This window comes from Bradyrhizobium sp. LeoB3, from assembly GCF_055456055.1.
The window spans coordinates 39,914-61,485 of record NZ_JBVBEF010000024.1; the positions used below are offsets into that span (position 1 = coordinate 39,914).

Consider the following 21,572-nt stretch of genomic DNA (forward strand, 5'->3'; position numbering starts at 1 on the left):
GGGGTGCAGTACGGCTGGAGCTACTGGGAATACGACAGGGAATCTTGCGGAGGCTGGATAATACGCGCGAGATCGTGCCGAAAGCCCAGCGCGATGAATAATTTCGCCATCACGAACATCGGTCCGAGCAGCAGATGGGCGGGGTTGTCGGCCATCGAGGGTTTCCTGCGTTCGAACACCTGGTGCCCGATGATCTGCGAGGCGACTCCCACGACAAGGAGGACCGCCGTAAGCGACCACAAGCCGGTGATGGTCACATGACTGACAATCCAGGCGGCCAGTGACAGTAGAGCGACAGCCCCGCAAAAGATTCCGGCACCAAGCGCAAGATCGAGCAAGAACCAGTAGAACAGGACCGGCAGCACGGCGAGCACGGCCGCGCTGACCTCAACTCCGAACAGAGTGAAGGACAACAGGCTGAGGGGGAGAATGGCCGCCAGGAACAGGAACACGATGCCGAACACATGCATCACGCAATTCCAGGGGTCACGATGATATTCAACGTAATCGGTCAACTGCCGCCGAAAAAACGAGTTCATGCAGCACTTATCTTTCCTGTTGTGCCCGGACGCGCGGCAAGACTGGCTTGCGCGAAATCCAGCGCTCCGGCTTCATTGCTGGTCCCCGCCGATAGGGTGCTACTTATGCTCGCAATCGGCCTCAAGTCAAAATGCCCCGGGGATAGTGTCGGACGGAGACCGACGTCGTTACGGAAAATCATGTCCTAATTCAGTCGGCTAGCAGCGGCGTCATGACACGGGGCCACAAAGTGACAGCGCATCACGCGAAATTTTGTGCACAAATGTTGCTGTTGTGCCTCATGCCTCCGGTGATAGCCGATTCGGCCCGCGCGGCGGGATGCGCTTTCGAAGTCCAGGGCGAGGGCCGGGTCGTGTCCGTGACCGGCGGGCGCAGCTTTCGTCTCGAGGACGGCCGCGAGATCCGCCTCGCCGGCATCGAGATTGCGGACCGGCAGAAAGGGACCGCAGCCCTGTCGGCGCTGGTGATGGGACGCGACATCTCGCTGCAGGGCGAGGACGACGCGCCGGACCGCTATGGACGCCAGGCGGCGTTCGTCTTTGTCTCGGGCTCCGACGCGGCCGTGCAAAGCGAGCTATTGAAGCAGGGCCAGGCGATGGTATCACCTGATGTCTCGAACCGGGATTGCGCCACCCTGTTGCTTGCCGCCGAGGCCGAGGCGAGGCAGGCCAAAAGGGGAACGTGGGCCGACGCCTCGGCCATAAAAAACGCGGAAAGTCCGGGCGATATTTTGGCGGGGATCGGGCGTTTTGCGGTGGTCGAGGGGAAGGTCTTGTCCGTCCGTCAGGCGGGAGCAACCACCTACCTCAACTTTGGCCGGAACTGGACACGGGACTTTGCTGTGACTATTCCAAGGCGCATGATCCCCGCGCTCGAGGCGGCTGGGTTTGCGCCTAAGTCACTGGAAAATCGACGGATTCGCATCCGCGGCTGGATCGAAGCGCGCAACGGGCCACGGATCGAACTGCTCCGGGTGGGGCAATTGGAAGTGCTCGGCGGGAACTAAGGGCATGAAAAGGGGAAGCGGCTCTCCGAAAAGGTCGTGCTCAAGCAAACAGATGAGAGCATGATCCGGGAAGCTCGTTCTTCCGAGAGATCATGCGTAAACAGGGCGCAAACAGGGATGGGGTCATGATCCGGCGGGTCGGACCATGATATCTTCCGGCAGCTTGAGAGTAGCTGGCGTGATTGAGGGTGTGGGACGGCGGGACAGGACGGGCCGCGGCCTTTCGGCTGCGCTGGCGCTTTTGTGCGCGGCGACCCTGCTGTCCGCCTGCGGCAATCTCGGCGCCGGCCGGTTCGAAACCGCAGCACCGGTCGCGGCGCCCCAACCGGCAAAACCGAAGCCCACGGTCGCGCAGACGCCGGCGAGCGAGCGCGAGCACGAGCGGATCCTTGCCACCTATGGCGGCGCCTATGACGACCCGAAGCTGGAAGGCCTGATCAGCAAGACAGTCGATCGGCTGGTCGCCGCGTCCGACCGTCCCGACCAGGGGTACAAGGTGACGATCCTCAATTCCGGCGCGGTGAACGCTTTCGCACTGCCGACTGGCCAGCTCTATGTCACGCGCGGCCTGATCGCGCTCGCCAGCGACACCTCGGAGTTGTCGTCCGTGCTGAGCCACGAGATGGCGCACGTACTCGCAAAGCACGCCTCCATCCGCGAAGATCAGGCACGGCAGGCGGCGGTGGTGACGCGCGTCGTCACGGACATGAGCAATGATCCCGATCTCACTGCGCTCGCTTTGGCCAAGACCAAGCTCACGATGGCGAGCTTCTCGCGCCAGCAGGAATTCGAGGCCGACGGCATCGGCGTCGGCATCGCCGCGCGCGCGCATTTCGACCCCTATGGTGCCTCGCGCTTCCTCACGGCGATGGAGCGCAATGCAGCGCTGAAGGTCGGCAAGACCTCGTTCGATCCGCGCGCGCAGGACTTCCTGTCCTCGCATCCGGCAACGCCCGAACGCATTTCCAATGCGCAGGCCGCAGCGCGGCAATATGCGGCGCCCGAAGGTGCCGAGCGCGACCGCGAGACCTATCTCGCCGCGATCGACAACATCGTCTATGGCGAAGACCCGAGCGAAGGTTTCGTCCGCGGCCGCCGCTTTCTGCACCCCAAGCTCGGGTTCACCTTCCAGGCCCCGGAGAACTTCACGCTCGACAACACCGCGCAGGCGGTGATCGGCGTTCGCGAAGGCGGCGCGCAGGCGATGCGGTTCGATGTGGTGCGGGTGCCGGCGGAACAGTCGCTCGGCGACTATCTCAACTCCGGCTGGATGGAAGGCGTCGACAAGGCTTCCATAGAGGATATCACCGTCAACGGCTTCCCGGCGGCGTCCGCCACCGCGCGGGGCGACCAATGGCAGTTCAAGGTCTACGCACTGCGCTTCGGCAGCGACGTCTATCGCTTCATCTTCGCGGCCAAGCAGAAGACCACCGAGAGCGAGCGTAATGCGCGCGAGACCGTCAATTCGTTCCGCCGCCTGACGCTTGAGGAAATCCAGGCCGCGCGCCCGCTGCGCATCAAGGTCATCAATGTGCAGCCCGGCGACACCGTGGAATCGCTCTCGCACCGCATGGGCGGCGTCGACCACCCGACCGAGCGCTTCCGCGTCCTCAACGGGTTGGACGCCCACGCCCAGGTCAAACCCCGCGATCGCGTGAAGATCGTGATGGAGTAACGTAAGCGTTTTCGAGCGAAGTGGATTACCGGTTCCCGCGAGGAAAACGCGTCAAAACAAGAATCTAGAGCGTTTTCGAGCGAAGTGGACACCGGTTCGCGTGAAGAAAACGCGTCAAAACAACAATCTGGAGCTTCGGTTCTGATTCAATCAGAACCGAAGCTCTGGTCTTTCCCCGTTCGCCCCTACTCGATGATGTTTTCGCGCAGCCCGCTCAGCCAGAGGGCCAGCAGCGTCCACACCGCGCCGGACAAGAGATAGGCGCCGGCGGAGATCAGGCCGAAATGGGTCGCCAGCAAGAGCGCGGCCAGCGGCGCAAACCCGGCGCCGAACAACCAGGCGAGGTCCGAGGTCAGCGCCGAGGCGGTGTAGCGGTACATCGGCGCGAAGCTGGAGGCGATCGCTCCCGAAGACTGGCCAAACGACAGGCCCAGCAGAATGAAGCCCAGCACCATATAGATGGTTTCACCGACGGCGCCGGCATCGAGCAGTTGCGGAGCGAAGCCGCTATAGACGGCGATCGCGATCGCCGAACCGGTCAACAGCAATTTTCGGCCGACGCGATCGGCGATCACTCCCGAAGCCACGATCGCCACGACGCCGAACGCGGCGCCGATCATCTCGATGATGAGAAACCGCACCGGGCTTTCTCGGGTGAACAGGAACACCCAGGAGAGCGGAAACACCGTGACCATGTGGAACAGCGCAAAGCTCGCCAGCGGCGCGAAGGCGCCGAGCAGGATATTACGGCCCTCGTCACGAACCGTATCGACGATGCGGGCCGGCTGCAGCTCGCGGCTTTCGAATGCCGAATCATATTCCGGAGTCGCCACCATGCGCAGCCGTGCGAACAGGGCGACCACGTTGATCGCGAACGCGACGAAGAACGGGTAGCGCCAGCCCCAGTCGAAGAAATCCTCCGCGGACAGGTTGCCGGCAAAGAAAGCGAACAGGGCGCTCGCCACGATCAGTCCGAGCGGCGCGCCGAGCTGCGGCACCATGGCGTACCAGCCGCGGTGATGCCGCGGCGCGTTGATCGCCAGCAGCGAGGCAAGGCCGTCCCAGGCCCCGCCCCAGGCCAGGCCCTGGGCAGCGCGCGCCAGCGCCAGCAGCCAGATCGCAAACACGCCGATCGTGTCGTAGCCGGGCAGGAAGGCGAGCGCGACGGTCGCAGTCCCTAAGAGGAACAGCGCGATGATCAGCTTCGCGCTCTTACCGTAATGGCGGTCGATCGTCATGAAGATGACGGTCCCGAGCGGACGCGCCACGAAGGCCAGCGCGAAGATGCCGAAAGAATAAAGTGTCCCGGTCAGCTCGTTCGCGAATGGGAACACCAGGCGCGGAAACACGATCACGGATGCGATCGCATAGACGAAGAAATCGAAGAATTCGGACGTGCGGCCGATGATGACGCCGATGGCGATCTCTCCCGGGCGCGCCGGTTCGTGACCTGCCGTCATCGGGTGGCCGTGAGCCATTGCTGGGGCCTGTGTCATCGCCATCGCGCCTTATGCCTTATTCCGTTCTTGATTGAGGCGGCCGCCATCCGGTCTTGCCGCTAGCGGCCTCAAAGGCGCTGTTTGGGCCGCTATTGCGCACTGCAACATTGGACAAATTGTCCAATGTCCTCTTTGTTGCATCGCAGCTACCCCCTGTTTCACATAGGAAATTTCCAACAAGGTTCCACCGTGCGTGTCTTGAGGATTCTGGCGTTGCTGCCGCTCGCAGCCGCTCTTTCAGGTTGCGATTTTGTCGTACTCGCCCCGGCCGGCGACGTGGCCGTGCAGCAGCGCGACCTCGTCGTGATCTCCACCGTTCTGATGCTCTTGATCGTCCTGCCGGTGATGGCGCTGACCGCGCTGTTCGCCTGGCGCTACCGGGCGTCGAACACATCAGCCCGCTATGAGCCCGAATGGGACCATTCCACCCAGCTCGAGCTTGTCATCTGGTCGGCACCGCTCCTGATCATCGTCTGCCTGGGCGCCTTGACCTGGATGGCCACCCACCTGCTCGACCCCTACCGCGCGCTTGGCCGCATTGACGCCGACCGCCCGATCGAGGCCCAGGACAAGCCGCTCAATGTCGAGGTGGTCGCGCTCGACTGGAAATGGCTCTTCATCTATCCGGAGTACGGCGTCGCGACCGTCAACGAGCTTGCAGCTCCCGTCGATCGCCCGATTCGTTTCCGAATCACGGCCTCCTCCGTGATGAACTCCTTCTACATTCCGGCGCTGGCCGGCCAAGTCTACGCCATGCCGGGCATGGAGACGAAGCTGCACGCGGTGACCAACAAGCCCGGCGTCTACAAGGGCTTCTCCGCCAATTACAGCGGCGCCGGCTTCTCCGGGATGTACTTCGCATTCCACAGCCTGACGACGGCCGATTTCGACAAATGGATCGCGAAGGTGAAGGCAAGCGGCGACATGCTTGGCCGCAACGAATACCTCGTGCTCGAACGTCCGAGCACCAACGAGCCGGTCCGCCGCTACGGCTCCGTCGATGGCGACCTGTTCAAGGCGATCGTCAACATGTGCGTCGAGCCCGGCAAGATGTGCGCCAGCGAGATGATGGCGATCGATGCCAAGGGTGGGCTTGGTCGCGAAGGCCTGAACAACACGCTGCCGCTGACCTACGACAAATATGCCCGGCGCGGCGCGGTGTTCGGGCCCGAACCGACCTACGTGGCGGGCATCTGCTCGGTCGACGAACTCAAGGGGCAATCCGAGCCGGAGAGCACCGTCCCGTTCGACACGACGCCGCTGCGCGGGGCCGGCCTCAAGCGGCCGCTGTTCTCCCCCGCCAATCCATCCTCGAGTTCCCTTCTTCTCGGACCGCGTCCGAAATCAGACTCCTGAAGAGCGCCGCATGTTCGATACTTCCTTCCTCACCAAAGCGATTTTCGGCCGCCTGACTCTGGAATCGCTGCCGCTGCATGAGCCGATCGTCGTCGGCACCTTCGTTGTCGTGGCGCTGGGTGGCGTCGCCCTGCTCGGCGCCGTCACCTATTTCCGGCTCTGGGGCTATCTGTGGCGCGAGTGGTTCACCACCGTCGATCACAAGCGCATCGGCATCATGTACATGATCCTCGGCATCGTGATGCTGCTGCGCGGCTTTGCCGACGCCATCATGATGCGCCTACAGCAGGCGATCGCCTTTGGCGGCTCCGAAGGTTATCTCAACGCCCACCACTACGATCAGATCTTCACCGCGCATGGCGTGATCATGATCTTCTTCGTCGCCATGCCGCTGGTCACCGGGCTGATGAACTACGTCGTCCCGCTGCAGATCGGCGCGCGCGACGTGTCGTTCCCCTTCCTCAACAATTTCAGCTTCTGGATGACCGTCGGCGGCGCGGTGCTGGTGATGATTTCGCTGTTCGTCGGTGAATTCGCGCGCACCGGCTGGCTCGCTTATCCGCCGCTGTCGAATATCGGCTACAGTCCTGACGTCGGTGTCGATTACTACATCTGGGGGCTGCAGGTGGCCGGCGTCGGCACGACGCTATCAGGCATCAACCTGATCTGTACCATCGTCAAGCTGCGCGCGCCCGGCATGACGATGATGAGGATGCCGGTCTTCACCTGGACCTCGCTGTGCACCAACGTCCTCATCGTCGCCTCCTTCCCGGTGCTGACGGCGGTTTTGGCGCTGCTGTCGCTCGATCGCTACATCGGCACCAACTTCTTCACGAACGACTTCGGCGGCAGCCCGATGATGTACGTGAACCTGATCTGGATCTGGGGCCACCCCGAGGTCTACATCCTGGTGCTGCCGGCGTTCGGCATCTTCTCCGAGGTGACCTCGACCTTCTCGGGCAAGCGCCTGTTCGGCTACACCTCGATGGTGTACGCCACCGTCGTCATCACGATCCTGTCCTATCTGGTCTGGCTGCATCACTTCTTCACGATGGGCTCGGGCGCCAGCGTGAATTCCTTCTTCGGCATCACCACCATGATCATCTCGATCCCGACGGGAGCGAAGATGTTCAACTGGCTGTTCACGATGTATCGCGGCCGCATCCGCTTCGAATTGCCGATGATGTGGACGGTCGCGTTCATGTTCACCTTTGTGATCGGCGGCATGACGGGCGTGCTGCTGGCGGTGCCGCCGGCCGACTTCGTCCTGCACAACAGCCTGTTCCTGATCGCCCATTTCCACAACGTGATCATCGGCGGCGTGGTGTTCGGCGCGTTTGCCGGCATCGCCTACTGGTTTCCGAAGGCCTTCGGCTTCAGGCTCGATCCATTCTGGGGCAAGCTGTCGTTCTGGTTCTGGGTGGTGGGCTTCTACTTCGCCTTCATGCCGCTCTACGTGCTCGGCCTGATGGGCGTCACACGCCGCCTGCGGGTGTTCGACGACCCAAGCCTGCAGATCTGGTTCATCATCGCCGGAATTGGTGCATTCCTGATCTTCCTGGGCATCATCTCCTTCCTGGTTCAGATCGCAGTCAGCGTGCTCAAGCGCGAAGCGCTGAAGGACGTGACCGGCGACCCCTGGAATGCACGTACGCTGGAATGGGCGACCTCGTCGCCGCCGCCGGCCTACAACTTCGCCTTCACCCCCGTCGTTCACGACAACGACGCCTGGTGGGACATGAAGCGCCGCGGTTATCGGCGTCCGCTCACCGGGTTCAAGCCGATCCACATGCCGAGCAACACCGGCACGGGTGTCATCCTCGCCGCGCTGGCCACGGCGATGGGGTTCGGCCTGATCTGGTACATGTGGTGGCTGGCGGCCGTGAGTTTCATCGGCCTGCTCGCGGTCGCGATCGGCCACACCTTCAACTATCACCGCGACTATCACATCCCGGCCGATGAGGTCGTCCGGGTGGAAGATGCGCGCACGCACCTGCTTGCCGCTGGAGCCAAGTCATGACACTCGCCGTCGTTCCTCCACAAAATTCCGAACCGGTCTTCTACGTCGTCGACGAGCACGAGCATCCGGAAGGCGCGAGCACCATGCTTGGCTTCTGGATCTACCTGATGAGCGACTGTCTCATCTTCGCGATGCTGTTCGCGACCTTTGGCGTGCTCGGCGGCAACTACGCGGCAGGCCCGGCGCCCAAGGATCTGTTCGACCTGCCGCTGGTGGCGGTCAACACCTCGATGCTGCTGCTGTCGTCGATCACCTATGGTTTCGCGATGCTGGCGATGGAGAAGTCGCGCGTCGGCGCGATGCAGGCCTGGCTCGTGATAACCGGGCTGTTCGGCCTGGCATTCATCAGCATCGAACTGTTCGAATTCGCCCACATGATCCACGAGGGCGCGACGCCACAGCGCAGCGCCTTCCTGTCGTCCTTCTTCACGCTGGTCGGCACCCACGGCCTGCACGTCACCTTCGGCCTGGTATGGCTGGTGACGCTGATGGTGCAGGTCGCGCGCTACGGCCTGATCGAGGCCAACCGCAGGCGTCTGATGTGCCTCAGCATGTTCTGGCACTTCCTCGACGTGGTCTGGATCGGCGTGTTCACTTTTGTCTACCTGATGGGAATGCTCCGATGAAAGCCGATACTCACTCCCTGCAACCCGCGCACGACGCACATCCTGCAGACGGACATGGCGAGCACCATGCCGGCGGCTCGCGCGAAAGCTACCTGATCGGCTTCGGCCTCTCCGTCATCCTCACCGCGATCCCGTTCTGGCTGGTGATGAGCGGCGTGCTTGGAGACAAGCAGCTCACCGGGCTTGCGATCACGGCGCTGGCGGCGATCCAGATCGTGGTCCACATGGTCTATTTCCTGCACATGAACACCCGCTCCGAGGGCGGCTGGACCATGATGGCGCTGATCTTCACCATCATCATGGTAGTGATCGGACTGACCGGAACGCTCTGGGTCATGCATCACCTCAACGTCAACATGATGCCCGGGCATGACATGAGCACCATGCAGTGACGGCGCGCCCATCTGCCCTCTCGCTGCTGCTGGTCGCCCTTGCGGCGCTGGGCGTGGTCGCGCTGACCGCGCTCGGCGTGTGGCAGCTTGAGCGCAGGACATGGAAGCTGGCACTGATCGATCGGGTCGAGCAGCGCCAGCATGCAGCCCCTCAGCCGATCCCCGCGCCCTCGTCGTGGCACGCGATTACCGCGTCGAGCGACGAATACCGGCGGATGACCGTCGGCGGCCACTTCCTGCATGAGCGCGAGACGCTGGTGGCGGCCGTGACCGACTATGGCCGCGGCTTCTGGGTCCTGACGCCGCTGCAGACGACGGACGGCGCCACGGTCCTGGTCAATCGCGGCTTTGTTCCCCCGGAGCGGCGGGAGCCCTCAACACGGCGCGAGGGAAACCCGCCCGGAATAGTGAGCGTTACCGGCCTGCTGCGGATCACCGAGCCAAAGGGCGGCTTCCTGCGCAGCAACGACCCGGCGGCAAACCGCTGGTATTCCCGCGACGTCGCAGCGATCGCCGCGGCGCGCGGACTGTCGCAGGTCGCACCGTTCTTCGTCGATGCGGACGCGACCCCGAACGGCGGCGGCTATCCGATCGGCGGGCTGACCGTCGTCCGGTTCCCAAACAACCATCTGATTTACGCGCTGACATGGTTCGCCATGGCCATTATGCTGGCGGCCGCACTCCTGCGCGCTTTGCGCGTCAGGGACCATGTCCGCGACTTCGATGCGCGGCGCGATGCCGTGCGGAGCCTGGTGGCCGCCGCACGCAATTTATCTCGCAAGACGGGCCCAGATGCTCGAGCGCATATCGGATCAGCATGACAACGGGAAAACGGCGGGCGAGGCCATGACGGAGCCGGCGAAGGCCGGCGCCGGCACAGCCCCGGTCGCGCTGGATGCGCCAAAATCGACCGACGACACCACCAACCGCAAGAACATGGCGCTGCTGATCCAGCTCCGCTGGACCGCGGTGATCGGCCAGATCGTGACGATCGCGTTCGTCGATCAATGGTTCGGCATCGCGCTGCCGATCCTGCCGATGGCCGGCGTGATCGCAGCCCTCGTGGTGCTCAACCTGTTGAGCCTGGTCTGGGTGCGCTACCGGACGGAGATCAACAATCGCGAACTCCTGCTCGCGCTGATGCTCGACGTCGCTGCATTGACCTGCCAGCTCTATCTGAGCGGCGGGGCGACCAATCCGTTCACATCGCTCTACCTTCTGCAGGTGACCCTCGGCGCGGTCCTGCTCGATGCGCGCTCGACCTGGTCGCTGTTCGGGCTGGCTTGTTTGAGCTTCGCCGGGCTGACCGTCGCCTATCGCCCGCTCGGGCTGCCGCAGTACGGCTTCAGCGATCCGTTCAGCCTTCATGTTGCCGGCATGTTCATCGGCTTTGCGCTCAATGCCGTCCTGCTCGTCGTGTTCGTGACGCGCATCAACCGCAACCTGCGGAAACGCGATGCGAATTTGGCGGCGCTGCGCCAGCATGCCGCCGAGCAGGATCACATCGTCCGCATGGGCCTGCTCGCGTCCGGGGCGGCCCATGAGCTCGGCACTCCGCTGGCGTCGCTGTCGGTGATCCTGAGCGACTGGCGCCGCATGCCGGCCCTCACGTCGAATCCGGAGCTCTCCGACGATCTGTTCGAGATGGAGACGTCGCTGCAGCGGTGCAAGTCGATCGTCACGGGCATTCTCGTCTCGGCCGGCGAGGCGCGCGGCGAAGAATCGTCGCCGACGACTGTAACTGCATTTCTCGCGGCGCTGGTCCAGGAGTGGCGCACCACGCGCCCGTCGGCTACGCTGTACTTCCGGAACGAGTTCGGCACCGACCTGCCTGTTGTCTCCGAGGTCGCGCTCAAACAGGCGATCTTCAACGTGCTCGACAATTCCGCCGAAGTGTCGCGCGACTGGATCGAACTTGCGGCCGAGCGCGCCGACGACCGGCTTATGCTGTCGGTCACCGATCGCGGACCGGGCTTTGCGCCGGAAATGCTGGCGCAGTTGGGCAAGCCCTATCAGTCGAGCAAGGGCCGCCCGGGAAGCGGCCTCGGCCTGTTCCTGGTCGTCAATGTCGTGCGCAAGCTCGGCGGGGTCGTGACGGCGCGAAACAATGCAGAGGGAGGCGCAACCATCAGCCTCGCACTGCCCCTGGCAACGCTTGCGATCGGAGGCAGCCTTGACGGATGAACGGCTGCTTTTGATCGTGGAAGACGAAGAAGGCTTTGCCCGCACCCTCAAACGTTCGTTCGAGCGGCGCGACTATCAGGTCGTCGTGGCGGCCTCGCTCGACGAGGCCCGGAAAGTGCTTGAAGAGAAAACCCCCCGCTATGCCGTGGTGGATCTCAAGCTGGGCGGCGCCTCGGGGCTGGCCTGCGTGGAAGCGCTGCATGCGCACGATCCCGAGATGCTGATCGTCGTGCTGACCGGATTTGCCAGCATCGCCACCGCGGTGGAAGCCATCAAGCTCGGCGCCTGCCATTATCTCGCCAAGCCGTCGAACACAGACGATATCGAAGCCGCCTTCCGCAAGGCGGAGGGCAACGCCGATATCGAGGTGGCCGCGCGTCCCACCTCGATCAAGACCCTGGAATGGGAACGCATTCACCAGACCCTGATCGAAGCCGATTTCAACATCTCCGAAGCCGCAAGGCGGCTCGGCATGCACCGCCGGACCCTGGCCCGAAAGCTGGAAAAACGCCAGGTGAAGTGACCGGAGCGTTTTCGAACGCAGATGCCGGCAGCTTGCGGGCACTGGCCCCCGGCCGGGCGGAATGTGATAATGCGGCAAATAGGCAGGCCGGCCTCCGTCGGCCGCGCAGTGCGCCTGCTCGCGCAGCGACGCCGAACCGGATCACGAATGACCGCGCTTTCCCAGGATATCGCCGCCGAGCTGAGGCGCAGGATCGACGAGCTCGAGCAGCAATTGCGATCCGGTGCCGTGGAGAATGCACGCCTGCAAAGCGAGCTTGCGGTTGCGCGTGATCGCCAGAACGCCGGCGCGGCGATCCTGCGCACCATCGCAGCCTCCCCGTCCGATGCCCGGCCGGTGTTCGAGGCCATCGCGTCCAGCTCCAAGCGCCTGCTCGGCGCCTTCTCCGCGACTGTGCTCCAATTCATCGGCGATGAACTTCATCTGGTGGCGTTCACGCCGACCAGCCCCGAGGCGGACGAGGGACTGAAGTCATCCTTCCCGCGACAGATCGCAGACTTTCCGACCTTTGCCCTGGTTCGCGATGGCAAGACGGTTCAGTTTCCGGACAGCGAGGCCGACGACGTCCCGCAACTGAACAAGGAGCTGGCAAGGCTGCGCGGTTTCCGCAGCGTCCTGTTCATGCCGCTGATGAACAGGGGAACGCCCGTCGGCATGATCAGCGTCACACGTGCCGAGCCTGGCGCGTTTGCCGCTGACCACGTGCAGTTGCTGCAGACCTTCGCCGATCAGGCCGCGATCGCGATCGAGAACGCGCGTCTGTTCAACGAGACGCGGGAAGCGCTGGAGCGGCAGACCGCCACCGCCGATATCCTGAATGTGATGGCAGGTTCGCCGTCCGACGTGCAGCCGGTGTTCGAGGCCATCGCGGCCAACGCCAACCGGCTGATCGGCGGCTTTTCCACCGCGGTGCTTCGCTATGCGGGCGGCGCGGCCCATCTGGCGGCCTTCACCCCGACCGATCCTGGCGGTGACCTTGCGCTGCAGGCGGCGTTTCCAATGCCCTTCGCTCAATTCCCGCCCTACCAGCTCGTGGCTGATGGTACGGCCGCGCAACTGCCCGACACCGAGCTCGAGCCGGCCGCACGGGATATCGCGCGTGCGCGCGGCTATCGCAGCATGTTGTTCGCCCCGCTGGTCAGCGAGGGCGAGGTCATCGGCATCATCATCACCACGCGCCGGGCGACCGGCGCGTTCGGCGAGCACCAGGTCCGGCTGTTGCAGACCTTCGCCGACCAGGCGGTGATCGCGATCAAGAACGTCGGCCTGTTCAACGCGACAAGAGAAGCGCTGGAGCGACAGACGGCGACCGCCGACATTCTCAACGTCATCGCGAGCTCGCCAACCGACGTGCAGCCGGTATTCGACGCCATCGCCGAAAGTGCGAAGCGGCTGCTCGGCGGCCAGACGGCGCTCGTCACGCGCGTTGTGGATGACATGCTTCATCTGGCAGCCCACACGGCGGGAAGCGAAGCCGGGGACAGGGAGATAGAGAATTCGTTCCCTACCCCGCTGACGTCCCCGGGGATTCACAGCCGGGTCGCACAGAGTTCAACCATCGCATTTCGCAACGATATCGAAACCGAACCCGATGTCTCCCAGGCGGTCAAGGAGATGGCGCGCGCCAGAGGATATCGAAGCATCATCGTCGTGCCGATGCTGCGCGAAGGCGTTGCGATCGGCACGATCGGTGTTTCGCGCGCCGAAGCGGGCACGTTCGCCGACAACCAGATCGCCCTGCTCAGGACGTTTGCCGATCAGGCCGTGATCGCCATCGAAAACACGCGGCTGTTCAACGAAGTGCAGGCCAAGACCCGCGATCTGCAGGAAGCCCTCACCTATCAGACCGGCAGCGCCAACATCCTGAAAGTGATTGCGTCCTCGCCGACAGATGTCGGACCGGCATTGAAGGCAATCGTCGACAGCGCCTGCGAGCTTTGCGATGCCTACGACGCCGCCGTGGCGCTAAAGGACGGCAACGATCTGCGATTCAGCGCTCATCACGGGCCGATTCCCATTCCCCTTGAGAAATGGCCGATCAATCGCAACTGGACTGCGGGCCGCGCCTTTGTCGACCAGACCCCTGTGCATGTCGCCGATCTCCGTGACGAGCAAACTGACTTTCCGGAAGGCCGCGAGCTTGCGCTTCAAATGGGACACCGCACCATCTTGAGCGTGCCGCTGCTGCGGGAAAACGAGAGCATCGGCGCGATCGTGCTTCGCCGCAACGAGGTGCACCCGTTTACCGACAAGCAGATTGCACTTTTGCAGACTTTCGCCGATCAGGCCGTGATCGCAATCGGCAATGTGCGGCTGTTCGAGCAGGTGCAGGCCCGCACCAGGGAACTTGCAAAGTCCCTCGACGATCTGCGCGCCGCGCAGGATCGCCTGATCCAGACCGAAAAGCTCGCCTCCCTTGGTCAGCTCACGGCCGGCATCGCGCACGAGATCAAGAATCCGCTCAACTTCGTCAACAATTTTGCCGCACTTTCCGCGGAACTGACTGGCGAGCTGAGCGATTTGCTGGCATCAGCGTCACTCGCCGACAGCGTCCGCGACGAGGTCGATGAACTGAGCGGGCTCCTGAAGGGCAATCTGCAAAAAATCGTGCAGCACGGCAAACGCGCCGATTCCATCGTCAAGAACATGCTCCTACATTCGCGGGAGGGCGGCGGTGAGCACCGGCCGACCGACCTGAACGCGCTTGTGGAGGAGAGTCTCAACCTCGCTTATCACGGCGCGCGCGCCGAGAAGCCGCGGTTCAACGTGACCCTCAGGTGCGACCTCGACCCGGATGCCGGCACGGCCGAGGTGTTCCCGCAGGAGATCACGCGTGTGCTGCTGAACCTGATTTCGAACGGCTTTTATGCGGTCGCCAAGCGGGGCAGCGAAAATGGTCCAGGATTTGAACCGGAAGTCAGCGCCAGCACACTCAGCCGTGGCGAATACGTCGAAATCCGGATCCGCGACAACGGCGTCGGCATTCCGCCCGAGGTAAAGGAGAAGATGTTCAACCCGTTCTTCACGACCAAGCCCGCAGGGGAAGGCACCGGCCTTGGACTTTCCATGAGCCATGACATCATCGTCAAGCAGCATGGCGGCACGATCAATGTCGAGACCGAACCCGGCGCGTTTACCGAGTTCACCATCCTGCTGCCGCGCAGAAGTAATTTTTCGGATAGTAACAGAGGTTAGCCGTGAGTGTGATGGTCCTGGTGGTGGATGACGAGCCCGATGTGGAGGCCTTGTTCCGCCAGCAATTTCGCCGCGATCTTCGCGCCCAGCGCTTTGTGATGGATTTTGCCGGGACGGCGTCGGAGGCCCTGACCCGCATATCCGACGTCGGCGAGCACTCGCTGATCCTGATCTTCTCCGACATCAACATGCCCGGGATGAGCGGGCTCGAGATGCTGCCGGAGGTCCGCGCCCGGCGGCCTGACGTTCCCGTGATCATGATTACGGCCTACGGAGATGCCGCGACGCGCAAGAAGGCGCTGGAGCGAGGCGCGGACGACCTCTTGACCAAGCCGATCGACTTCAGCCAGGTCCGCCAGGAGATCGACGCGAGGCTGGAACGATCTGCATGACCGCCACCATTCTCGTAGTCGACGACGAGCCGGATCTGGAGGCGCTCGTGCTCCAGAAATTCCGCCGGCAGATCCGCGACGGACTGGTGAGCTTCGTCTTCGCGCGTGACGGCCTTGAAGCCCTTCAGTCGATCGAGCAGCATCCCCATGTCGATCTTGTCGTCTCCGACATCAACATGCCGCGCATGGATGGCCTGTCACTGCTGGCAAAACTGCAGGAGGCAGAGGACAAGAAGTCGACCATCATCGTCTCGGCCTATGGCGACATGAGCAACATCCGCACCGCGATGAATCGCGGCGCATTCGACTTCATCACCAAGCCCATCGATTTCGCCGACCTGGAGATGACGATCGAAAAGACGATGCGTCACATCGAAGTCCTGCGCGAGGCACGCCGCCGCCAGATGGAAGCGGAGCGCGCCCACGCCTCGCTGTCGCGCTATTTCTCGCCCGAGCTCGCCAAGCGCCTTGCCGCCGGGGACGACGGCAACGACATGGAGGTGCGCTGGCGCGAGGTCGCCGTGATCTTCACCGATATCACGGGCTTTACCTCGCTGGTCGAGACGGCCGTGCCCGAGGTGCTGGCGGAACTGCTCAACGAGTATGTCGGCGGCCTGACGGATGTCGTCTTCGCTCACGAGGGAACGGTGGCGAAAGTGATCGGTGATGCCATCCAGGTGCTGTTCAATGCTCCCGGCGACCAGCCCGACTATGCGACCCGCGCCATCGCCTGCGCGCAGGCGCTCGATGAATGGGCGGAGGCGTTTCGCGGGCGTTGGAAAGAGAGAGGCGTGAATTTCGGCACCACGAGGATCGGCGTGCACGCCGGCCCGGCGCTGGTCGGCAATTTCGGCGGCAACCGCTTCTTCGATTACACCGCCTACGGCGACACGATCAACACCGCGGCCAGGCTGGAAGCCGCAAACAAGGCGCTGGGCACGCGGATTTGCGTCAGTGACGCGGTCGCAAGCGCGGCACAGGAGTTCAAGGGACGCCCCATCGGTGATCTTGTCCTGCGCGGACGCAGCGAGCCGCTCCGCGCCCACGAGCCTTTGTCGGCGGCGGAATTCGATGCGCCGGCCACAACGCAATATGCGACCGCCTTTGCCAAGCTCGAGTCGGGTGACGCCGCGGCCATGCCGGCTTTCGCCGCACTGGTCGGAACGCATGCCGACGATCCGCTCGCCAGCTATCATTTGCGGCGGCTGCTCAACGGCGCCAAAGGCATCCGCATCGAGCTCGCCTGACCGGGCGCACGTTTCCGTTACAGCTGAAACATACTAATGGTCGGAGATCGAACGCTGCGGTGTCGGGCTTGTTGGCTCTTCTTGATTGATTACTTCTAACGCCAGGGCCATTGCGCTGCTTGGTGCAGGCATCGCCCTCTGAGCGCAGTCCTGGAGCGTCGAAAAATTGAAACGACGATCGTACGATTATATCGTTGTTGGAGCAGGCTCCGCGGGCTGTGTCCTGGCGAGCCGTCTCTCCGAGGATGCCAATTCAACTGTTCTCTTGCTCGAGGCAGGTGGATACGACCGAAATCCGCTGGTCCGCATTCCGATCGGACTAGGAAAGCTTCATGAGTATGGGATCTACGATTGGGGCCTGATGGCCGAGCCTGATGCCGGGCTCAATGGCCGCGTGATTCCCGCAAAGCGCGGGAAAGTGTTGGGCGGATCTCACTCGATCAACGTGATGGCATTCACGCGCGGCGATCGTGCCGACTATGACGGCTGGGCTCGCGCGGGCGCCCGAGGATGGTCCTACAGCGATGTTCTCCCTTACTTCAAACGTTGTGAAACGTGGCAGGAAGGAGGAAGCGTATTGCGCGGCGGATCGGGGCCGATACACGTCGAGTTCTCGCGCTCAGTCGATCCGCTGTTCGACGCCTGGCTCGCCGCTGCGCGCGACCTCGGCTTCACATTCACGAACGACTTCAATGGAGAAACGCACGAGGGATTCGGGATAATTCAAAATACCACCTGGAAAGGCCGTCGAGAGACGACAGCCTCAGCCTACCTTCGATCCGCGCTGAAGCGCGCAAATCTGGTACTTCATACCAGAGCGCAAGCGACTCAAATCGTTTTTGAGGGTACCCGAGCGGTGGGAGTACGGTACGTCAGCGGTGGGCGAAGCGCCTACGTGATGGCGAATCGAGAGGTCATACTGTGTGCGGGCGCGTATCACACGCCACATTTGCTCATGTTGTCGGGTATCGGGCCGACGAAGCATCTCGCCTCTCTTGGGATCGAAACGCTTATCGATCTGCCGGTAGGCCAGAATTTGCAAGATCACCTTGCTGCATGGTTCAACTGGAGCCGCCCCACGCCGGGTGCCTTCCACAGGACGATGCGCCTTGACCGAATTTCGTTAGCCCTGGTCCGAGCTTATCTGTTTGGGACCGGACCTGGGACAATGCTTCCCAGGTATCTCTTCGGGTTCGTCAAGACCGATCCTTCGCTCGAGGCGCCGGACATCGAATTCATGTTTCGGGGAACGGCCGCTCAGCCCTACGTCTGGTTCCCAGGGATTCGTCCGGCTTTTGAAGACGGCTTTGCGATCCGTCCAACATTGCTGCATCCAAAAAGTCGCGGGGAGGTCTCGTTGAGATCGACAAACCCGCTTGATGCACCGAGAATCCGCAACGGATTCCTCGAGCACCCGGATGACCTTGCGACGTTGCTGCGTGGAGCAAAAATCGGTCTCGAATTGGCCGCTCATCCGGCGGTTGCCTCGCTGGCAGGAAAATCAGCCGGACCTTCGCGCGTCCAATCGGACGGCGATATTGAACAGTGGATTCGAAGCACGGCGATCACCGCAAACCATCCGTGCGGCACTTGCGGAATCGGGAGTGTCGTGGACAGCCAGCTTTCCGTCCTTGGCGCGACCTCGCTTCGGATCGTCGACGCGTCAGTCATGCCAACAATCGTATCTGGGCACATAAATGCATGTGTTCTCATGATCGCCGAGAAGGCCTCTGATCTGATCCGCGGCCAACAGGGACAGGTCCTGGAAAGGCATGGCTTGACCCCGGCACAATAGTGGCCCGGGCGCCGCCGCCATGGCAAGGCGCCCTCATTATCTCGACTGGCCGGCGAGCGACCGTTCCTCCATCGCGACCAGGCAGACCGCGGCGCAGCCCAATCGGAGCTGTAAGTCTTTCGCTTCTTGGTTTTGAAGCGATCCGATGACGGAAAGAAACGTTGGGACAGGGTGGCTGTCGGATTATACAGCTTGCTCCAATACAACTTTAGGAATTGAATTCCGCAATAATGCGCTGCTGCCGCGAGTCGTTTAGCGATGCAGTGTTTCGATCAATCAATTCTACTCAATCTCATGCGAAGCAAGTCACCATAGGCTTGCGCGCTTGCTTTTCCGCGCACTGCGCCGAAGCCCACGAAAAACAAAACACCAATTGGCCATCATGGAGGGAACAATGTCACGAAAGCTTTCGCGACGACAATTTGTAAGCGCGACTGCCATGTCGTCCGCGGCGCTGATCACGGCGCCATATGTGCGCGGCGCTTACGCCGCCGGCAAATTGTCGATGGGTTTTTGGGACCACTGGGTGCCGGGCGCCAACAAGACCTTGACCGATCTCGTCAATGAATGGGCTGCGAAGGAAAAGGTCGAGGCTCAGATCGACTACATCACCAGCCAGGGCAACAAGATCCTCCTGACCGTCTCCGCCGAAGCGCAAGCCAAATCCGGCCACGATATCCTGGTCATGGCCACGTGGTTGCCGCATGCGAATGCCGAACTGCTCGAGCCCGTCAACGACATCATGGCGCCGATCATCCAGCAGAACGGCGCGGTCAACTACACAGTCGAATATCTCGGCCAGGCAGGCGGCAAGTGGCTCGCCGTTCCCTCGTGCGTCGGCAGCCAGATCAAGGGTCCCTGCTCGCGTATCGATCTGATGAAGAAATACGCTGATATCGATGTGCAGGAGATGTATCCGGCCGGCAGCCCGCCGAAAGCGGACAACTGGACCATGGATACGTTCCTTAGGGCTGCCGAGGCCTGCCAGAAAGGCGGCTTCCCCTTCGGCATCGGTGTCGGCGAGACCGCTGACAGCACTGATACCGCCGGCGCGATCTTCCAGTCGTTCGGCGCAGAACTCGTCGACGCCAAAGGCAATCTGACTGTCAGGACCGACGCCGTCCGGCAGGCGCTGGATTTCTACAAGAAGCTGATCGCCTTCCTGCCATCAGACGTCGCGGCATGGGACGACGCCTCCAACAACAAATGGCTGATTTCCGGCAGGGGCGCGCTGATCATGAACCCGCCGAGCGCCTGGGCAGTCGCCAAGCGCGACGCTCCGCAAGTTGCCCAGCAATGCTGGACCCACGGCTTTCCGGCCGGCCCAAGAGGTCGCTTCGCGCCCTACGTGCCCTTCTTCTGGGCCATCTGGCAATTCTCCAGGAACAAGGCGGCGGCCAAGAGCCTGCTTGCGCATCTCTCGCAGCCGTCATCGATTGAGAAGCTGGTGGTCGCCAGCGGCGGCTATGATCTGCCGGCCTACCAGAACCTCACGACACTGGAGGTTTGGGCGGAAGCGGAGCCGCCAAAGGGCACGCTCTATCACTATCCGAACCCCTATAACCATCAGAAGCTGTCAGTTGCGGCCTCGCCAGCACCGCCCAAAGTCGCGCAGCAGATCTACTCGCAAGCGACGCTGACCAAGATGTGCCTGCGCCACTCGCAGGGTGAAGCAATGGAGAGGACCCTCGGATGGGCGGAAGCCGAGTGCGAAGGTTTCATGAGGAGCTGAAGACACGCACGCAATCCATGGCGACGAACTCAGGCGCGATTGCTAATAGCCTCACGACGTGGTTTTCAACTTGGTCTGTTGGCCTGCTATGGCTAGCACTGCCTTTCGATCATGGATGAGATTCTCAAGCCGATGGGCGGCGACATTGAGCGTAGCGGCATCAAGGGCGCCTTCGTCGTCGGTCCCCGCTCTGGCACGCTGCGCACGCAAAACTTCGTCGATTTGATTTTCAATCTCGAACAGCTCCGATTCCGTTTCAGCCTTTCGGATCCTTTGTCCCAGCGCGTATAGCGAATCCAGCGCAGCTTCTTTGGTCTCGAGTTCGCCGGATCTGAGAAATTTCCAGGCCGCTGCCAATATTGAGGCAAGCGCGCCCAATGCCATTGGCGTGAGAAAAATCGCGTTGCTCCACTTGTCCAGGAAGCTTTGCTGGGTACCGTTGTAGAACTCCGCGGCGCCTGGATGAACCGGAAGATAGGCGCCGGGATCGGTGTCGGGCGCCTTCATCTGCGCCAGGATCGGCAGTTCGCCCGACAGGTCTCGGCGCGCGCTCGTAAAGGCTTGCGTGAAATCAGCAACCAGATCGTTATCAAGCGACTTCTTGGCAACCAGGTAGAACGAAACTTTCAGCGTCGTGACATCATCTGCCGGGATCGGAGGGGAGCCTCGCAACGTACCCTTGGGGATGTCGAAGCTCTCGTACGCGCGCTCCTTCTCGGCTATGGCTCCCGCAGCATCGATCGGGATCAGGCCCGGGGCGGCTTTCCCGCTCTGGGAGAAGAGTCCCCGCACCAGCGACAAATACTTCTCGGTCATGGGCATCACGAAAAGGACGACGCGCACCTCCTTGCTATCGACCGCCCGGCGCGTGTCGGCCGGCGCAAGGTTCTTGAACACGACATTGGCGCGATCAAGGGCGTATTCCTTGGTCAGCGCGCTGACGATCTTCTGATTGGTCTCGCCTCCAACCACCCCCACAGTGACGCGCTTGAGGCCGCTCATGTCCGTGATCGACGATCCCGGTGGCGCGACCAGCAACACCACCGCTTGAGCGAGGACGACGATTGCTTGCGCCTGCGACAGGTCGCCGACGTCGCCGCGGACCACCGCCAGATCGGTCTTGCCCGCGGCAAACTCGTTGGCGGACTCGAGTGCGCCAGTGGTTTCAACCACCTTGAGCCGGACCGGCGCGTTCACCTCGGTGAGGCGACTCGCCAGCGCGGATACGACTCTTGGCGCCTCGCCGTCCAAGGATCCGACCGCGATCGACAGCGTGACCGGCCGGACATACCAGCGATACGCGAATAGACTTGCCCCCGCGGCCAGGGCAACCAGCCCGGCCACCATAGCGACGCGCAACCAGATCGGCAGCTTGATTGCGTCCATGCCT

17 protein-coding genes are annotated in these 21,572 nt (G+C 62.5%); 14 read left to right on the forward strand and 3 right to left on the reverse strand.

What is annotated here, in order from left to right; all coding sequences use genetic code 11:
- Positions 1–20: 20 nt before the first annotated feature.
- A complete protein-coding gene (locus ACZXDY_RS17950; protein WP_464346409.1) occupies positions 21–539 on the reverse strand; it encodes an Mpo1 family 2-hydroxy fatty acid dioxygenase in 519 nt (172 codons plus the stop codon).
- A gap of 212 nt (positions 540–751) precedes the next feature.
- On the opposite strand from ACZXDY_RS17950, the gene ACZXDY_RS17955 reads away from it, so the two are divergent.
- Together ACZXDY_RS17955 and ACZXDY_RS17960 are read left to right on the forward strand one after the other, a co-directional pair.
- Entirely contained in the window at positions 752–1,546 is a 795-nt protein-coding gene (locus ACZXDY_RS17955) for a thermonuclease family protein (protein WP_464346410.1), read from the forward strand.
- Between the two features lie 145 nt (positions 1,547–1,691).
- Positions 1,692–3,221, forward strand: a complete 1,530-nt coding sequence (locus tag ACZXDY_RS17960; RefSeq protein ID WP_464346411.1) for a M48 family metalloprotease — start codon at positions 1,692–1,694, stop codon at positions 3,219–3,221.
- 185 nt (positions 3,222–3,406) lie between these two features.
- Here ACZXDY_RS17960 and ACZXDY_RS17965 read toward each other — a convergent pair whose 3' ends face one another.
- Positions 3,407–4,723 carry an MFS transporter gene (locus ACZXDY_RS17965; protein WP_028164269.1) on the reverse strand — a complete coding sequence of 439 codons (1,317 nt, stop codon included), beginning with the start codon at positions 4,721–4,723 and terminating at the stop codon, positions 3,407–3,409.
- Between the two features lie 186 nt (positions 4,724–4,909).
- Here ACZXDY_RS17965 and cyoA point away from each other — a divergent pair, with 186 nt between their 5' ends.
- The 12 genes from cyoA (at position 4,910) to ACZXDY_RS18025 (ending at position 20,182) form a co-directional block, all read left to right on the forward strand.
- Positions 4,910–6,076: a ubiquinol oxidase subunit II gene (cyoA, locus tag ACZXDY_RS17970; RefSeq protein ID WP_464346412.1), complete on the forward strand. Its 1,167-nt coding sequence runs from the start codon at positions 4,910–4,912 to the stop codon at positions 6,074–6,076.
- 10 nt (positions 6,077–6,086) lie between these two features.
- A complete protein-coding gene (gene cyoB, locus ACZXDY_RS17975; protein ID WP_208827584.1) occupies positions 6,087–8,096 on the forward strand; it encodes a cytochrome o ubiquinol oxidase subunit I in 2,010 nt (669 codons plus the stop codon).
- A complete protein-coding gene (cyoC, locus tag ACZXDY_RS17980; protein ID WP_130225984.1) occupies positions 8,093–8,722 on the forward strand; it encodes a cytochrome o ubiquinol oxidase subunit III in 630 nt (209 codons plus the stop codon). Before cyoB ends, cyoC begins: the two co-directional genes overlap by 4 nt.
- Positions 8,719–9,114, forward strand: coding sequence for a cytochrome o ubiquinol oxidase subunit IV (cyoD, locus tag ACZXDY_RS17985; RefSeq protein WP_130225985.1), 396 nt, complete (start codon positions 8,719–8,721; stop codon positions 9,112–9,114). The genes cyoC and cyoD overlap by 4 nt, the downstream gene beginning before the upstream one ends.
- Positions 9,111–9,935, forward strand: coding sequence for an SURF1 family protein (locus ACZXDY_RS17990; RefSeq protein WP_464346413.1), 825 nt, complete (start codon positions 9,111–9,113; stop codon positions 9,933–9,935). The genes cyoD and ACZXDY_RS17990 overlap by 4 nt, the downstream gene beginning before the upstream one ends.
- Positions 9,936–9,960: 25 nt before the next feature.
- Positions 9,961–11,298 carry an ATP-binding protein gene (locus tag ACZXDY_RS17995; protein ID WP_464346414.1) on the forward strand — a complete coding sequence of 446 codons (1,338 nt, stop codon included), beginning with the start codon at positions 9,961–9,963 and terminating at the stop codon, positions 11,296–11,298.
- Positions 11,288–11,821 (forward strand): response regulator transcription factor, encoded by a 534-nt coding sequence (locus ACZXDY_RS18000; RefSeq protein WP_464346415.1) that lies wholly within the window; start codon positions 11,288–11,290, stop codon positions 11,819–11,821. Before ACZXDY_RS17995 ends, ACZXDY_RS18000 begins: the two co-directional genes overlap by 11 nt.
- Before the next feature lie 147 nt (positions 11,822–11,968).
- Positions 11,969–15,016, forward strand: a complete 3,048-nt coding sequence (locus ACZXDY_RS18005; protein WP_464346416.1) for a GAF domain-containing protein — start codon at positions 11,969–11,971, stop codon at positions 15,014–15,016.
- A gap of 2 nt (positions 15,017–15,018) precedes the next feature.
- Entirely contained in the window at positions 15,019–15,408 is a 390-nt protein-coding gene (locus ACZXDY_RS18010) for a response regulator (RefSeq protein ID WP_028164261.1), read from the forward strand.
- Positions 15,405–16,655 carry an adenylate/guanylate cyclase domain-containing protein gene (locus ACZXDY_RS18015; RefSeq protein WP_464346417.1) on the forward strand — a complete coding sequence of 417 codons (1,251 nt, stop codon included), beginning with the start codon at positions 15,405–15,407 and terminating at the stop codon, positions 16,653–16,655. Before ACZXDY_RS18010 ends, ACZXDY_RS18015 begins: the two co-directional genes overlap by 4 nt.
- Before the next feature lie 166 nt (positions 16,656–16,821).
- On the forward strand, positions 16,822–18,450 hold the full coding sequence (locus tag ACZXDY_RS18020) for a GMC family oxidoreductase (RefSeq protein WP_464346418.1): 1,629 nt from the start codon (positions 16,822–16,824) through the stop codon (positions 18,448–18,450).
- Positions 18,451–18,844: 394 nt separating this feature from the next.
- Positions 18,845–20,182 carry an ABC transporter substrate-binding protein gene (locus tag ACZXDY_RS18025; RefSeq protein ID WP_028164258.1) on the forward strand — a complete coding sequence of 446 codons (1,338 nt, stop codon included), beginning with the start codon at positions 18,845–18,847 and terminating at the stop codon, positions 20,180–20,182.
- 51 nt (positions 20,183–20,233) lie between these two features.
- Here ACZXDY_RS18025 and ACZXDY_RS18030 read toward each other — a convergent pair whose 3' ends face one another.
- Complete coding sequence (locus tag ACZXDY_RS18030) at positions 20,234–21,568, reverse strand: TAXI family TRAP transporter solute-binding subunit (RefSeq protein WP_464346419.1); 1,335 nt, start codon at positions 21,566–21,568, stop codon at positions 20,234–20,236.
- Between the last annotated feature and the right edge of the window lie 4 nt (positions 21,569–21,572).